Here is a 15468-nt window from a genome sequence, read left to right as displayed (position 1 = left end):
CCAATAATTCTTATTTTTTTTGAATTATAAAAGTTAAATTAAAGGTTGTAATAAGAAGTTTAAAGTAATTAATTTGAAGTTTTGTCTTTAAAAAATATTTAAATAAAAATCTTCTTTAGCTCTCATTTCTTTTTGTTGTTCATCAGTTTTATCTTTATAACCACAAAGGTGAAGAATGCCGTGAGCAATTACTCTTCTGGTTTCTTCTTCATAGTTTTTTGAAATAAGACTAGCATTATCCTTAATTCTTTGCAAAGATACAAAAATCTCTCCTGAAATGGTTTTTCCACGTACGTTATCAAAAGTTATGATGTCTGTATAATAATCGTGTTGCAGATAATCTTGGTTAATTTTGAGTAAATATTCGTCGTCACAGAATATGTAATTAATTTCTCCTAATCTTTTTTCTTCTGTTATGATGATTTTTTCAATCCAAGGTTTGATATTTTCTTCTATTATTTCTGAAGTGTTTTCGTAAAAAAAATGTATCATTTTTAATATAATTTAAAACCAATGACCAAGAACTACTGCTATAATTCCTGGTTTATCTTTAAAGGCATTGCTATAATTTATTTTGATTTGTCCGAACGGTGAATCATATCCTGCTGTAATTCCAAAAGAAGAATAATTAATTTTGATGAAATTTGCATCATTAAAATTATCAAATAAATTTCCTACACTAAGACTTGCCGTTACATAATAATTTTTCATAAAATTAAATTGAAAATCATTTCCAACGGTGAAAACATTATTGTTGCTGGCTTCTCCAAATTCGTAACCGTTAAATTTAACAAAGTTTACCAAATTTTGCTCAAATATACCTCCGAGGTGATATTGATAAAAATCGTCAACTGTATTAAATGAAACTCCATAAAAAGTTCTTAATCTATACGTGAGGAATTTTGTAATAGGAAAATTACCTCTAATATCTGCCTTTATTTGAAAAGATTTTTCTTTTGTGCCACTTTCTATGAAATCATAAGATTTCGCTTCTATATTGGTGTAATAACCTCTTTTTGGAAAAGTTTTACTATCTTGTGTATCTCCTTTTAGAAAAACATAAGGGTTTAAGTAATCTGTTTTTCTTCTATCTCCTGTAAAAAGATTCTTACCATTGAAAACATCATAGCTTATACCGCCTCCAATAGCAAATTTATTTCTCCAAGTAGATTGTATAAAAAGCTCTGTTCTGTACCAATTCCAGGTTTCATAAGCTAATTTATCTTGTGATTTAAGGTCAAAACTCATTCCGGAAGCATTAAGCCCAATACCAGGAATATACCCATTATCTATAAAATAGTTTACATAATATCTAGATTTATCACCAAAAACTCCGTCAATAGAAATACTCGAATTTTTGAAAAAAAGTCTTTTTACTGTAATATTTGCAAGTAATCCAGATTTAAAAATATCATCGTAATGCAAACCAAATTTTAAGAATAATCTGTTGTTATCTTCGGTTACAATAAGTTTTAAAACATTTTTATTATCTTTTTGGATAATTTCGTAATTAATTATTTTATAATTATTGGTAGCATATAGTTTATCAATCATTTTATTGATGGAACCATACGTTTGAGATGAGGGCAGTTTTAGCATCATTTTTCCAATAATATAGTCTTTGTCATATATTTTATTGTTTTCTACTTCTACGTCGTCTATTTTATAGATATTAGAGTAAATAGGATTAATGGGCATCCTAAGATTATCAAAATTCTTTTTAGGGAGTTTATCTAGAATTTCCAGATATTTCATGGCTTCGTCATAACCAGATTTCAGAATTTTATTTTTTTCGTCGAAGCTCGTACTGTTTAAACCTTCAAGATTAGGTTTAATATTTACATCAGTATATTTTAATTGGTTTTTTGTTTCTTTTACAATCCCAAAATCAATTACTTGATTTAGAATGTCAACAATACTATTTATTTTATCTCTTTTGCTAAGTCCTTGGTTTAAGTCTACACCAATTACAATATCAATTCCTTTCTTCTTTAGAAATTCCGAAGGATAATTTACCGTCATTGCACCATCTACATAGATGCTATCTCCAATTTTTACAGGATCCATTAATGATGGAAAAGCTGAGCTTGCAAGTATAGCTTCTGGTAAATCTCCATTTTCAAAAACCTTTGTTTTTCCACTTTCGAGATTCGTTGCTACACACAAAAAAGGGATTGGAAGTTTACTAAAATCTTGAATATTGGATACATTTTTAAAAAGTTCTTTTAATAAATATATATTCTTTTGTCCAGAAGAAATAGAAGATGGCAAAGTTACTTTTCCATTTTTTATGGGTACTTTTAAGAGATATTTATCTACAGATTTATTAAAAAAAGAAGATTCTGCTCTATTGTCGGAATTACTGAGAAGATTATAGAAATCTGTTTCCATTACAATTTTTTCTATATCTTTTCCAGTGTATCCAGAAGCGTACAAACCTCCAACAATAGCTCCCATGCTTGTTCCGGAGATATAATCTACCTTTACACCCAGAGAATCTAAAATTTTTAAAACACCCACATGTGCAAAACCTTTTGCACCTCCTCCAGCTAAAGAAAGTCCAATTTTAGGATTTTTCGGGATTACTAAATTCTCTTTAACCTGAGAAAAACTCAATATGAAACAGAGTACAAAAAAGACAGAGATAATTTTTTTCATATTGTAGAATTGAGGTTTTTAATTTTTGATATATATTCTTTTTACCCTTCTAGAAATTGAAGTTAAAACTTCGTAAGGTATTGTTTTACAGTATTCTGAAAATTCTTCTAAAGTAGGATTTCCGTTAAAAATAATTACTTCATCACCATCTTTTGCAGCAATATTTCCTATATCTGCCATTAGCATATCCATACAAATATTCCCAATAATAGGAACTTTTTCTTTGTGAATACCTACAAAACCGATTTTATTACCAATTAATCTTGGTATTCCGTCTGCATAACCTACTGGTATTGTGGCAACTCTGGTATCTTTTTCTGCTTTATATTTTCTGCTATATCCAATAGAATCTCCTTTTTTAACTTCAGAAATTTGAGAAATTACTGTTTTAAAAGTTACTGCATTTTGTAATTGTTCTTTAATCTCTGGTGTTGGAGAAATACCAATCATCCCGATGCCAATTCTTACCATATCAAATTGATAATCAGTGTAATTAGTAATGCCAGAAGAATTAAGAATATGTCTTATTGGTTTGTAATCTAGTTCTTTAATAATTTTATCCGAAACTCTTTTAAAAATTTCTATTTGAGAAAGTGTATATTCTTTTTCTTCAGGAATATCAGACGAAGAAAGATGACTAAAAATACTGGCAACTTTTACATTGTATTTTTTGAGTTGAGCCAAAAGTTCATCAATTTCATATTCTTTAAAGCCAAGACGGTGCATCCCTGTTTCAATTTTTAAATGAATAGGATATTTTCTTTGGATTCCTTTCAGTTGAAGTTGATGGGTAAATAATTCTAAAACTCGTAAACTGTAAATCTCGGGTTCCAGATTATAATCTATAATAGTATCATAACTGCCTTGCTCTGGATTCATTACCAAAATTGGAGTAGTAATACCATTTTTTCGCAAATCTACTCCTTCATCTGCAAACGCAACTCCCAGATAATCAATATGATGATGTTGTAGAAATTCTGCAATTTCGTAGCCTCCCAAACCATAAGAATATGCTTTTACCATTGCACAAACTTTAGTTTCTGGTTTCAATAAGGCTTTGTGAACGTTGATGTTATGAATAATAGAATTCAGATTTATTTCTAAAACCGTATCGTGTTTCTGAAGTTCTAAATGTTTTTTTATTTGATCAATTTCGAAAATTCTGGCACCTTTTAATAAAATCAATTGATTTTCTAATTGTTCAAGTTGTTGACTTTCAATTAATTTCTTTGTTTTTCTAAAAGTGAAAGTTTTAGCTTTGAATTTTTCTTTAAATCTGGTAATTTGAGTACCAATTAAGAAAACTTGAGAAAAATTTTGTTCGTTGGTGAGGTCTGCAACTTTATTGTAAAGAGAAAATTCGTCTTCTTTTACATCTATAATGTCGGTAAGAATTAGTGTTTTTTCGGCTTTATTGTATTGTTTTATAAACTGATAAGCAATAATAAGAGAATCCAAATCAAGATTAAAAGAATCATTGATTATCAAATTGTTACGAACTCCGTTTACACTCTCAAGACGCATTTCTACAGCCTTTAAAGCATTAATTTTTTCAATAATTTTTTCGTTAGAAAAGTGGAGTTCTTTCATCACACACACTAGAGCCAAAGCATTGGTAAGCGTAGCTTCGTCTCTTTGATTGGCTGGGAAAGAGAATTCTTCGTTAAAATACTGAACTTTTATTTCTTCGTTTAGATTTTCTGGGTCGGAAATAATTTTTACATCATTTCTATTTTCCAAACCAAAACTTATCAACTTTTTCTCAGTATAAATGTCTTTTATTTTATTGTAAACCAATACGTTATCTCCGTTGAAAATAATAGTTTCGGAGTTTTTAAAAAGCAAGATTTTTTCACTAATCAATTCTTCTTCATTTTTAAAATTTGAAGAATGCGCAGTTCCAATATGCGTAAGAACGCCTATTTTGGGAGAAAAAATGTCTTCTAAAACTTGCATTTCCGAAGGTTTAGAAATTCCTACTTCAAAAATTCCTAATTGATGTTTTTCAGAAATTTGAAGCAAAGAAAGTGGCAAACCAATCTGAGAATTGAAACTTTTTGGAGATTTTACCGTTGGCATTTCGTTCCAAAGACACTGGTAGAGCCATTCTTTAACGATGGTTTTTCCGTTACTTCCTGTAATTCCTATTGTTTTGAGTTGAGGATTTTTTTCAACCTGATATTTTGCTAAATCTTGTAAAAATTTCACAGAATTTTCTACAATTATCCACGTAATTCCGTCAAATTCTGGATGAAAATTTTCTGATATAATAATTTTTATTCCTTTTTCAATGGCTTGAGAAATGTATTTTTCTCCAGAATTGGTAGGAGTATTGATGGCAATAAATGCAGTTTTTATTACCGAATAGATGCTTCTGCTATCAAAAGCAATGTGCTGAATTTTCAAATCTTTATTACCAATCAGTTGAGATTGAGTAATTTCTGCGATTTGTTTTGTGGTGTAGTTCATTTATTTTAAATCATCTATGATGAATTTTTTGTCATCATCTTGATAATTATTGTAAAGTCTAAAAATTTTCAAACAATCTTCTTCTAAACGATAAATCAAGGTGGTTTGTTCTGTTAATAACAGTTTATTATAATTTGGAAATTTTTCTAATTTTTGAAATTTTACATTTCTATTTATAATGATTGAAATCTTATGGTTTAGTAAGTTTATAAATTTTTCATATTCTTTGAAAGAAAAATTTTTTCCAATATAATCTTCAATCTGTTCAAGATCATTTAACGCAAACTTAGACCATTTAATTTCCATATTTGCTTAAAAATCTATTTTTAGAATTTTCTAATACATCTTGGTGAGTATAATAATTGCCTTTTTCAAAATCTTCTTCTGCTTCTTGCAAAGAATTTAATAAAGCTTCTTCAGGCGCTATTACTTCAGCTATTTTTAAAAGTTCTTCGGCAGAGAATTTTTTCTCTCTCATTTTTCTGAAAAAAGAAGGTTCAGAAATGCCAGTTTTTTCTATAATAAACTTAAGTTTAAACGGTGAGTTCTTCAATATTTCGTCTATTGAATTGCTTATCTTAATGTAATTTTGAATTTCTACTATCATTTTTCAATAGTTTTTAATATTATAATTAATTACAAATATAATAAAAATATGAAAGTTTTATTTTTTATTCAAAACATCATCTACAAAAACTCTTCGGCTTACCGCTTCGTAACTGTCTGTTTCTCCGAGTTGTACCAAATCTTGGTTTTGAGAAATTCTCATAGAATAATTGGCAAGATTTCCTGTTTTTTTACAAATAGCATGCACTTTGGTTACATATTCTGCCGTTGCCATTAGATAAGGCATTGGCCCGAAAGGTCGCCCCAAAAAATCCATATCCAAGCCAGCAATAACAATTCTTATGCCATTGTTTGCCAATTGATTAGCTACTTCTACAATTCCTTCGTCAAAAAATTGAGCTTCATCAATTCCAATTACATCACAAGTAGAACCAAGGAGTAAAATCTCGTTAGAACTTTCTACAGGTGTACTCATAATTTTGTTGTGATTGTGCGAAACCACTTCCACATCGTCATACCTAGTGTCCACTTTTGGTTTAAAAATTTCCACTTTTTGTCCTGCCATTTCAGCACGACGCAATCTGCGTATCAATTCTTCGGTTTTACCAGAAAACATTGATCCACAGATTACTTCCATCCAACCACTTTGTTTTGCGTGGTTTATTGTATTTTCTAAAAACATTCTCTAAATTAGCAGATAAATTAGTTTCAAAATTAAGCAATTTTAAAAGATTTAATATGCAAATTTTAAAAGAAACTCAAGATAAAGTATATCAAGAGGTTAAGGCACTCTTGCAAGAGTTTTCTGGTTTTTCTTCTCAAGAAGATTTCATTAATAATTTAGAAAAAATTAAAAACTTTTCTGAAAAAGTTTCTGAATTGAAAATTTACAACAACGTGAGCGATTTTCTTTTTGAAGAACAGAAAGAAGAAGAGCTTGTGGAAAGAAATGTGATAAATTTTGAAATCGAGACTAAGCAAATTATTGAAATTCAAGAGGTTGAAGAAGAAATTGCGGAACAAGAACAAACTGTTGATAATGAGGAAGTTGTAGATGAAGAGTCTAATGTTATAGAGCATTTAGACGAAGAATATTTCTTAGAAAAAGAGATAGAACAAAATATTTTGTCTGAGAATCTTCAAAATGAGGAAAACGAAGAATTGCAAGAAATTTCTAGTGCAAAAGATGAAATTGAAAAGAAAGACGAAGAAGAAAGATTGCACGAAGAACGCCGAAAAATTGTTGAAATAGAGAAACCAATTCATCCTGAAAAAACTGTAGAACCTACTGAAATACACGAATCTCCACATCATTCTAAAAAATTTAAACTTTCTCACATCAAAGGTTTGCAAATTGTGCAAAGTCTTTTTGATGATGACCATTTAATGAATATTCCCGAAGAAATAAAGGAAGAACCGAAAGAGGAAGTGCCTGCTCATAATCCTAGTTTGGTAAAAAATAATATGCCAAAAGAATATATGGAAGCAGAAAAAACTTTGCCAGATTTCAAGTTGGATATTAATGATAAAATTGCATTTACAAAAGTGCTTTTCGGGGGTAGCCAAGTAGAATTGAATGAAGTAGTTTCTAGATTAAATTCTTACAAAACTTTAGACCAAGCCAAAGATTATCTAAGCGATGTTTACTACGAAAGAAATTGGCAAAAAGTAGACGAATATGCCCAAAGATTGTGGGGTTTGGTAGAGAATAAATTTTTATAAAATTTGCTGGATGCGGGAAGCTGGATGTAAGAAAAAACATCCATCATCAAACATCCATCACCCAACAAATAATTATGATTCAAAATATTTCAGATTTTAAAAATCCCTTTTTCATAGGAGTTGCCGGAGTTGGGATGAGCGCAATTGCTCAATATTTACAAGGAATTGGTAAAAATGTTTCGGGAAGTGATCGTTATTTTCACCCAAACGAATACAATAAAACCAAGGAACAACTAGAAAATGAAGGAATAAAATGTTTCTTACAAGACGGAAGCGGAATTACTTCTGAAACAGATTTAATTGTAGTTTCTACTGCAATTGAAGATACGGTTTACGAAGTAAAAAAAGCCAAAGAATTAGGAATTCCGATTATCAAAAGAAGTCAACTTTTGGCGATGATTGCCAAAAGCAAAAAAACAATTGCAGTTGCCGGAACTTCTGGTAAATCTACCACTTCTGCCATGCTTTTTCAAATTTTGTTAGATGCTGGTTTAGAGCCTTCCATAATTTCTGGAGCGGGTTTAACTTCTATTATCAAACAAGGAAAAATTGGAAATGCAGCCGTAGGAAAAGGAGATTGGCTTATTATAGAAGCAGACGAAAGTGATGGTTCTGTGGTTCAATACGAACCAGAAATAGGGCTTCTTCTTAATATAGACAAAGACCATCAAGAAATAGAAGAACTTATCCATTTATTTACGATTTTTAAAAATAATTCTAAGAGTTTATTCATTGTAAATCAATCAAATATATTAGCTAAATCTTTGTCGGCGAATGCTAAAGTTGATTTTGGTTTTGAGAATAATGAAGCAGGTTTTAATGCCAAAAACTTCAAACAAGAAGGTTTTCATTTGAGTTTTGAATTAAATGGTCAATCTTTTGAAATGAACGCCATTGGTCAACATTCTGTGGAAAATGCAACGGCTGCAATTGCTGTTGCCAATCAAATTGGTGTAGATTTAAAAATTTGTGCCGAAAGTTTATCAAAGTATGAAGGAATTTACCGTCGTCATCAAATTTTGGGACAGAAAAACGGAGTTTGGGTAATTGATGATTATGCGCACAATCCTGTAAAATGTGCCGCAAGTATTAAGGCTTGTCAACCGCTAGCCGAGAAAGTGGTGGCTTGGTTTCAACCGCATGGTTATGGACCAACAAGGTTTTTGAGAAAAGATTTTGTAGAAGAAATTTCAAATGTTCTTAGAGAAAATGATGAAATTTGGATGAGCGAAATATTTTATGCTGGCGGAACTGCTGTTAAAGATATTTCTGCCAACGATTTAATTAAAGATATACAAGCAAAAGGCAAAAAAGCGTTTTTTGTAGAAGATAGAAATGATTTTTTAAATGAGGTTAAGTCTTCTTTATCAAGCAGTTCTGTGCTTCTTTTGATGGGAGCGAGAGATCCTAGTTTGGAAGAATTTTGTAAGGAACTTTTCAATAGTTTGTAAAATGATAGGAAATTATATTTCTAATTTTCAAGATAAATTTGATGAAGATCTACCTTGGTTAATTATCAAAAATTTAGAATCTATTATTTTAGAAAAAATTAAAATACTTTCTGAAGATTTTGAAAGTAAAGATGGAATTGCCATACATAAAACAGCAATTGTAGAGGAAAATGCAATTTTAAAAGCCCCAATTGTAATTGGAAAAAATTGTTTTGTAGGTTCTAATGCTTGTTTGAGGAATGGGGTTTTTCTTTCAGAAAATGTTAAAATAGGAATGGGTGTAGAAGTAAAATCTTCAATCATTTTTGATAATTCTTCTGTAGCTCATTTTAATTTTATAGGTGATAGTATTATTGGGAGTAATGTTAATTTTGAAGCAGGTTCTATTACGGCAAATCATTTTAATGAAAGAAAAGATAAAGAAATTTTTGTGAAGATTAATGAAGAAATTATCAATACTAAAGTAGAAAAATTTGGTGCTTTGGTAGGAGATTTTTCTAAAATAGGAGCTAATGCAGTTCTTACGCCAGGAACTATTTTGATGAAAAATACAGTTGTGAAAAGACTAGAATTAATTGAACAAATTAAATAAATGTCAGGAATTTTATATTTTGTTCCACAACAAATTAGGAATCTAAAATAAATGAAAAAAAGTATTAACATTTTTGGAAAGCAGATAAAACTAAATGATATTTTATATTATGGTATTTTTATTTTAATATTTTCTATTTATAGTTTTGTACTGAAACCATTCATTAATTTAGTATATCTCGACACTGAAATTGAAAAATTTGAAGACAATTATTCTTGGAAAATATACCTAGCATTATGGTTAATATTTATACTTTTTGTTTTATTTAAGATTGAGAAAGTTAAAGAAAAAATTTTCGATTTAGTTATGATTTTGCTTTTTTCAATTGTTTTTGGATTTATTTTTATTACAAAATTTATTACAAATAACTCTTTGTTTATTAATCAATTATATACTAAAGAAAAGGAAAAAGTTGTTTATACAATTCTTAAAGAAGAAACTTATATTTCACTTATGGGGGATAAAGGTTATATTGATGATGGAAAGCATCTGCAAAAAATTGATGAAATTAGAAAAAGAAATCATTTTAATTCTTTAGAAAATACTAAAAATAGAGATACCATAAATGTTATTTTCAACAAAGGAATTTTTGGTTTTAAATATTTAAAATAAATGTCAGGAATTTTATATTTTGTTCCAACACCGATTGGAAATCTAGAAGATATGACTTTCAGAGCGATAAAAGTGCTGAAAGAAGTAGATTATATCCTTTGCGAAGACACTAGAACTTCGGGGATTTTGTTGAAACATTACGAAATTTCAAAACCTCTTAAATCGTATCATCTTCATAACGAACATACTGCAACCGAAAAAGTAATTGACGATTTAAAATCCGGACAAAACATTGCCATCATTACCGATGCAGGAACTCCAGGGATTTCAGATCCGGGTTATTTGCTCGGAAAAGCGTGTGCAGATGAAGAATTGGAGATGATTTGTTTGCCGGGAGCTACGGCTTTTGTCCCGGCTTTGGTGGTTTCGGGTTTGCCCAATCACGATTTTTATTTCGCAGGATTTCTTCCTCAGAAAAAAGGCAGACAAACCAAACTAAAACAACTCGCCGAAGAGAAAAAAACCATCATTTTGTACGAAAGTCCACATAAAATTAATACTACTTTAGAACAAATTAAAGAGGTTTTTGGTGAAAATACCAAAGTGAGTTTAAGTAGAGAAATCTCTAAAAAATTCGAAGAAACAAAACGAGGAACGATAGATGAATTGATTACTTTTTCTAAAAGCAAAACTTTGAAAGGGGAGATTGTTTTGATAATAAATAATGCTATTTAATTGGTTAAAATAATTTGAAAGCAAAGCTTTGAATGAAGAGTAAATATTTTCTATTAAATTTGCAAAAATTCAAAGTAAAAAAATAATATATACATAATGAAATTACTCGAAGGAAAAGTGGCTCTTATTACAGGAGGAACACGTGGAATTGGCAGAGGAATTGTAGAAGTTTTTGCGGCTCAAGGTGCAAAAGTAGCTTTTACGTATGCTGGTTCTGTAGAAAAAGCGCAAGAATTAGAAAATTCTTTAAGTTCTGTTACTCAAATAAAAGCATATCAATCTGATGCTTCAGACCACGAAGCTGCACAGAAATTAGTAGATGATGTGATGGCAGAATTCGGAAAAATTGATATTCTTATCAATAATGCTGGGATTACCAGAGATAATTTGATGCTGAGAATGTCTAAAGAAGATTGGGATACCATTATCAAAGTAAATTTAGATTCTGTATTCAACCTTACTAAGGCGGTAATTAAACCAATGATGAAGGCTAGAAACGGTTCTATTATCAACATGACTTCTGTAGTTGGTGTAAAAGGAAATGCCGGACAAGCCAATTATGCAGCTTCTAAAGCAGGAGTTATTGGTTTTACAAAATCTGTAGCTTTAGAATTGGGTTCTAGAAATATTAGATGTAACGCCATTGCTCCAGGTTTTATAGAAACCGAAATGACAGCAGTTTTAGACGAAAAAACAGTACAAGGTTGGAGAGATGCTATCCCATTGAAAAGAGGTGGAACTCCGGAAGATGTTGCTAATGCTTGTGTTTTCTTAGGTTCAGAAATGTCTGGTTATATTACGGGTCAAGTTTTGAATGTTGACGGCGGAATGCTTACTTAATGAAATGAAAATCAATAAATAAACATAAAAGACTTCTTCGGAAGTCTTTTCATTTTTACAATGGAAAATATTAAAATAAACAATAAAATTTATCAAAATCCGCTTTTTGTTTTCGCTTTAGAAAAAGAAGCAGGAACAGCGTTTTCTGGAGAAAATGTAGCCTTTGTAGGCGTTGGGAAAATTAATGCAACGTATAACCTTTTAAAAGCTATTCAAAAGCATAATCCAGATATTATCATCAATCTTGGAACTGCTGGAAGCACCAAATTTAATAAAGGAGAAGTAGTGTGTTGTACCGAGTTTATACAACGAGATATGGATGTAATGGCATTAGGCTTTCAAAAATTTGAAACACCATTTTCTACAGATGCCGTTATTTTAGAATATGGAATTGAATTAGAAGGTTTACCCAAAGGAATTTGTGGTAGCGGAGACCAATTTGAAATGGAGCACAAAAACCCAGAATACAACATTATAGAAATGGAAGCGTTTGCATTGGCAAAAGTTTCTAAGGAAGAAAATATACCGTTTTTAAGCCTTAAATTCATTTCTGATGGTGCAGATGGTGGTGCAGCAGAAGATTGGGTAGAACAAGTAAAGTATGCGGCTTCGGCTTTTAAGAAAATATTATTTGATAAATAGTACTTTCTTGGTTTTTTATCAAATTCGCAAAATAAATGTATATTTTTATTAATAATTTAAATATAAAAATTTATGAATAAATTTGTTTCATTTATGAAAGCGAGTTTGCTGAAAAAAGCGCAAAAAAAAATCCCCGAGGCGAGGATTTAAAATAGTATAACTCAGTAAGTTATAATATATGTTAGCATGTGTGTTTTGTGGATGCAAAAATATAAATAATAAATTAATTACGCAAGAATAAATTTAATTATTTTATTGAAAATCAACATTTTTTAATTATGCATCTTACACCATAGAATTTTACTATTCTTTATTAAGATAAAAAAGCCTATTTATAAGGCTTTTTAAAATTTAATTTATTCATTTCCAAATACTTCGTTGTGTTGCTCTTGCACTCGTATAAAAGTAGTTCTTTTAGAAAGTTCTTTTAATTGAGAAGCGCCAACATAAGTACAAGTAGAGCGAACTCCCCCCAAAATATCTTTAGTAGTTTCAGAAACCGAACCTTTGTATTTTACTTTTACAGTTTTTCCTTCAGAAGCTCTGTATTCTGCAACGCCGCCACTGTGTTTGTCCATTGCGGTTTTAGAACTCATTCCGTAGAAAAGTCTAAATTTTTTACCATTTTCTTCAATTAATTCTCCACCATTTTCGTCATGGCCAGCAAGCATTCCGCCTAGCATTACAAAATCTGCACCGCCACCGAAAGCTTTTGCTACATCACCAGGAACTTTGCAACCACCATCACCAATGATGTGTCCGCCCAATCCATGCGCTGCATCTGCACATTCTATAATTGCCGAAAGTTGAGGATATCCAACGCCAGTTTTTACTCTAGTTGTACACACAGAACCAGGGCCAATTCCTACTTTTATAATGTCTGCACCAGCCAAAATAAGTTCTTCTACCATTTCTCCGGTTACCACGTTGCCTGCAATAATGGTTTTATCTGGAAAAGTTGCTCTTACTTTTTTTACAAAATTTACAAAATGCTCCGAATAACCATTGGCTACATCAATGCAGATAAAATCTATTTTTGGGAATTTGCCAATAATTTGTTTAATTTTTTCTTCGTCTGCACTGCCAGTTCCAGAGCTTATGGCGATGTATTGATAAATACTTTCTGGCGAATTTTCTAGAAATTCTGTCCACTCTTCTATAGAATAATGTTTGTGAATTGCCGTCATTATTTTTTCTGAAGCCAAAGCTGTAGCCATTTCAAAAGTTCCTACAGTATCCATATTGGCAGCAATAATAGGAACGCCAGTCCAAGTTTTTTTAGAATTTCTAAAGGTAAATTCTCTGTCTAAACTTACTTGAGAACGAGATTTAAGTGTAGAACGTTTTGGGCGAAACATTACGTCTTTGAAACCCAATTTTATATCGTATTCTATGCGCATTTTGATTAAAAAATTTTGTTAAAAATAAGGAAATTTTGGATTTGTTGAGCAGAAAAATACGACTAATTTATCATTCAAAACAATTTAGGTAACGGCGCAATTCTCTGCAGTTTTATTAGGGTCTTGTTTTACTCAGGTTTTAGGTTTGTTCGTGGTTTGTTCGTAAAAAAGGGTACTTTTCCGAACGTGACTCGAAGGAAACGCGAACAAACCACGAACAAACCCAAAGCAAAACTCCTATTTTAGCTTTAGAAAACTCCAATTGATGCCTATAAAAAATCCGCATTTTGCGGATTTTTTGGGTTTATTTTGGGGACTAACGTTAGAAATTTTCAAGAGTGAGGTTTTATAAATTTTCTAGAAGTTGTAGGGTTTCCGTTGTTGGCGCAAGCGTCTTGCCCGTGTCTGCATTACCAAATTTCATTAATTTTCAAAATTTGTATTACTGCTCATCTTTTTTATTTATTGTAAGCACGAGTGAGACGCTCGCAGTAGGGGGAGAAACTTTGGTAGCCTTTTTAAGCATTATGTGTTTATCGTAGAAAGTTTTTAAAGATATTGAAGAAACTTCTAGAAAGGTCTCTTTTTTTGTGAAAACAGATTGATTTTTTATTAAATTTACAAAACAAAAAAAACGAACGCTGAGCTAACTCAAAAGTATTTTACAAAATTTTCCCACGGAAGCCTTACTTCTTGTGAAAACTTCGCAAATCCGCCGAGTCGTTGTAGGCAATAAATAAACATCATGCTAAAAACAAAAATCGCTATAATTTTATTTTTAACTTCATTCTATGTTAAAGCACAAAACATAGATAAAGACTTCATGTGGTTAAGTGACAACAATGACGGAGTTAAACAAATAACTATTTCTAAAAATGATAAAATTGGAATTATTCAAAACTTCAACAGAAATGGCAAACCATATTTTATTAAAAATTCAGAATTTAACGGTGATAAAGTTTTTGCCGTTTGGTATTTTCAATGGGATAATGAAAATAACATGAAAAGTTTAACTTTTGCTCATTCAAATGTTGGAGTTGAGATTGAAATTTATTCTAGTGATAAAAAAACAAATAAAACGTACACTTATCTTACTAAAGAAACAGAAAATTTTGTAAATAACGTTGACGATTTAGAATTTAACGAATTCAGCTATTTAGACGAAATCAAACAGATAAATGATACAATAAGTCTATTGAAAAGCAAAAGCTATACAGATTTATTAAAAAGAAAAAAATATTTACTTGCAGAAACCTTCTTAAATGACAAACAAAAAGAAATTAGCTCTAAAACATATAATTTTAAAAAGAAAGTTGAAAGTACTTCATCTACAAAGTATCAGGACAACAAAATTATTGTAGATTATTCAAACAACACTTTTGGAATTAAGAATTCAACAATAAAGGAAATCGATAGCGAAGGGAATTTAATTTCAGAAATCTCTGGTGATAATTCGACAAAATATAGCTATCAAAATAAAAAACTTACTGAAAAACTAATATCTGAAAAAGGAAAGGTTATCTCTAGAACTACTTATATTTACAAAGACAACTTATTAATTCAAGAAATATATGAGGATGTTCAAAGTGGCTCAAAATACGTAGATAAATATGAATATAATGAAAGGGAAAAGTTGAGTTTAAAAACTACAAACCGAGATGATGGAGAAAGTGAATATAAATATGAATATGTGTATTGGTAATTTTACTGCAGGAAACAATGGTAGCTGTTGCACAACTCCACTTTTTAGAAAATAATCATTAAAAAAGATAAAATTCAACCTCTTTAGAAGCAATTTTAGAGAGGTTTATTTTTAATTAAGATTCAAAATGCGTAAAAT

At 30.3% G+C, this 15468-nt stretch carries 15 protein-coding genes; 8 read left to right on the top strand and 7 right to left on the bottom strand.

Going from position 1 to position 15468, the window contains the following annotated elements:
* Nucleotides 1–87: 87 nt before the first annotated feature.
* From ybeY to QM746_RS02275, 6 genes are read right to left on the bottom strand one after another with little or no spacing between them, the layout of a single operon-like run.
* Entirely contained in the window at nt 88–492 is a 405-nt protein-coding gene (gene ybeY / locus QM746_RS02300) for an rRNA maturation RNase YbeY (protein WP_414982732.1), read from the bottom strand.
* Between the two features lie 12 nt (nt 493–504).
* A complete protein-coding gene (locus QM746_RS02295; RefSeq protein WP_414982731.1) occupies nt 505–2658 on the bottom strand; it encodes a patatin-like phospholipase family protein in 2154 nt (717 codons plus the stop codon).
* An 18-nt stretch (nt 2659–2676) separates the two neighbouring features.
* Nucleotides 2677–5127, bottom strand: a complete 2451-nt coding sequence (locus tag QM746_RS02290; RefSeq protein ID WP_414982730.1) for a bifunctional UDP-N-acetylmuramoyl-tripeptide:D-alanyl-D-alanine ligase/alanine racemase — start codon at nt 5125–5127, stop codon at nt 2677–2679.
* Nucleotides 5128–5433 (bottom strand): type II toxin-antitoxin system RelE/ParE family toxin, encoded by a 306-nt coding sequence (locus QM746_RS02285; protein ID WP_414982729.1) that lies wholly within the window; start codon nt 5431–5433, stop codon nt 5128–5130.
* Nucleotides 5423–5734 carry a hypothetical protein gene (locus QM746_RS02280; protein ID WP_414982728.1) on the bottom strand — a complete coding sequence of 104 codons (312 nt, stop codon included), beginning with the start codon at nt 5732–5734 and terminating at the stop codon, nt 5423–5425. The genes QM746_RS02285 and QM746_RS02280 overlap by 11 nt, the downstream gene beginning before the upstream one ends.
* Before the next feature lie 57 nt (nt 5735–5791).
* Nucleotides 5792–6376, bottom strand: coding sequence for a thymidine kinase (locus QM746_RS02275; protein ID WP_414982727.1), 585 nt, complete (start codon nt 6374–6376; stop codon nt 5792–5794).
* 56 nt (nt 6377–6432) lie between these two features.
* Here QM746_RS02275 and QM746_RS02270 point away from each other — a divergent pair, with 56 nt between their 5' ends.
* From QM746_RS02270 to QM746_RS02240, 7 genes are all read left to right on the top strand, one after another.
* Nucleotides 6433–7416 carry a hypothetical protein gene (locus tag QM746_RS02270; RefSeq protein WP_414982726.1) on the top strand — a complete coding sequence of 328 codons (984 nt, stop codon included), beginning with the start codon at nt 6433–6435 and terminating at the stop codon, nt 7414–7416.
* 74 nt (nt 7417–7490) lie between these two features.
* Nucleotides 7491–8867: a UDP-N-acetylmuramate--L-alanine ligase gene (locus QM746_RS02265; RefSeq protein WP_414982725.1), complete on the top strand. Its 1377-nt coding sequence runs from the start codon at nt 7491–7493 to the stop codon at nt 8865–8867.
* A gap of 1 nt (nt 8868) precedes the next feature.
* The gene (locus QM746_RS02260) at nt 8869–9459 is read left to right on the top strand and encodes a DapH/DapD/GlmU-related protein (protein ID WP_414982724.1); all 591 of its coding nucleotides are present in this window, start codon (nt 8869–8871) and stop codon (nt 9457–9459) included.
* A gap of 51 nt (nt 9460–9510) precedes the next feature.
* Nucleotides 9511–10071 carry a hypothetical protein gene (locus QM746_RS02255; RefSeq protein WP_414982723.1) on the top strand — a complete coding sequence of 187 codons (561 nt, stop codon included), beginning with the start codon at nt 9511–9513 and terminating at the stop codon, nt 10069–10071.
* Nucleotides 10072–10746, top strand: coding sequence for a 16S rRNA (cytidine(1402)-2'-O)-methyltransferase (gene rsmI / locus QM746_RS02250; RefSeq protein WP_414982722.1), 675 nt, complete (start codon nt 10072–10074; stop codon nt 10744–10746). It begins immediately after the preceding gene.
* Nucleotides 10747–10842: 96 nt separating this feature from the next.
* Entirely contained in the window at nt 10843–11586 is a 744-nt protein-coding gene (gene fabG / locus QM746_RS02245) for a 3-oxoacyl-[acyl-carrier-protein] reductase (protein ID WP_414982721.1), read from the top strand.
* Between the two features lie 60 nt (nt 11587–11646).
* Entirely contained in the window at nt 11647–12228 is a 582-nt protein-coding gene (locus QM746_RS02240; protein ID WP_414982720.1) for a nucleosidase, read from the top strand.
* A 356-nt stretch (nt 12229–12584) separates the two neighbouring features.
* On the opposite strand, the gene QM746_RS02235 is transcribed toward QM746_RS02240, so the two are convergent.
* Nucleotides 12585–13628: a GMP reductase gene (locus tag QM746_RS02235; protein WP_414982719.1), complete on the bottom strand. Its 1044-nt coding sequence runs from the start codon at nt 13626–13628 to the stop codon at nt 12585–12587.
* A gap of 745 nt (nt 13629–14373) precedes the next feature.
* Between QM746_RS02235 and QM746_RS02230 the strand changes: the two genes are divergently transcribed.
* On the top strand, nt 14374–15330 hold the full coding sequence (locus tag QM746_RS02230; RefSeq protein WP_414982718.1) for a hypothetical protein: 957 nt from the start codon (nt 14374–14376) through the stop codon (nt 15328–15330).
* Nucleotides 15331–15468 lie beyond the last annotated feature (138 nt).

This window comes from Cloacibacterium sp., assembly GCF_047601505.1.
Taxonomy (GTDB): domain Bacteria; phylum Bacteroidota; class Bacteroidia; order Flavobacteriales; family Weeksellaceae; genus Cloacibacterium.
Note: the sequence above shows the minus strand (reverse complement) of the source record. Positions and strands in the feature narration are given on the sequence as shown.

Excerpts from the sequence above, each read along its gene's own strand:
- ybeY (WP_414982732.1), bottom strand. The coding sequence starts at position 492 with ATGATACATTTTTTTTACGAAAACACTTCAGAAATAATAGAAGAAAAT.
- QM746_RS02295 (WP_414982731.1), bottom strand. The coding sequence starts at position 2,658 with ATGAAAAAAATTATCTCTGTCTTTTTTGTACTCTGTTTCATATTGAGT.
- QM746_RS02290 (WP_414982730.1), bottom strand. The coding sequence starts at position 5,127 with ATGAACTACACCACAAAACAAATCGCAGAAATTACTCAATCTCAACTG.
- QM746_RS02285 (WP_414982729.1), bottom strand. The coding sequence starts at position 5,433 with ATGGAAATTAAATGGTCTAAGTTTGCGTTAAATGATCTTGAACAGATT.
- QM746_RS02280 (WP_414982728.1), bottom strand. The coding sequence starts at position 5,734 with ATGATAGTAGAAATTCAAAATTACATTAAGATAAGCAATTCAATAGAC.
- QM746_RS02275 (WP_414982727.1), bottom strand. The coding sequence starts at position 6,376 with ATGTTTTTAGAAAATACAATAAACCACGCAAAACAAAGTGGTTGGATG.
- QM746_RS02270 (WP_414982726.1), top strand. The coding sequence starts at position 6,433 with ATGCAAATTTTAAAAGAAACTCAAGATAAAGTATATCAAGAGGTTAAG.
- QM746_RS02265 (WP_414982725.1), top strand. The coding sequence starts at position 7,491 with ATGATTCAAAATATTTCAGATTTTAAAAATCCCTTTTTCATAGGAGTT.
- QM746_RS02260 (WP_414982724.1), top strand. The coding sequence starts at position 8,869 with ATGATAGGAAATTATATTTCTAATTTTCAAGATAAATTTGATGAAGAT.
- QM746_RS02255 (WP_414982723.1), top strand. The coding sequence starts at position 9,511 with ATGAAAAAAAGTATTAACATTTTTGGAAAGCAGATAAAACTAAATGAT.
- rsmI (WP_414982722.1), top strand. The coding sequence starts at position 10,072 with ATGTCAGGAATTTTATATTTTGTTCCAACACCGATTGGAAATCTAGAA.
- fabG (WP_414982721.1), top strand. The coding sequence starts at position 10,843 with ATGAAATTACTCGAAGGAAAAGTGGCTCTTATTACAGGAGGAACACGT.
- QM746_RS02240 (WP_414982720.1), top strand. The coding sequence starts at position 11,647 with ATGGAAAATATTAAAATAAACAATAAAATTTATCAAAATCCGCTTTTT.
- QM746_RS02235 (WP_414982719.1), bottom strand. The coding sequence starts at position 13,628 with ATGCGCATAGAATACGATATAAAATTGGGTTTCAAAGACGTAATGTTT.
- QM746_RS02230 (WP_414982718.1), top strand. The coding sequence starts at position 14,374 with ATGCTAAAAACAAAAATCGCTATAATTTTATTTTTAACTTCATTCTAT.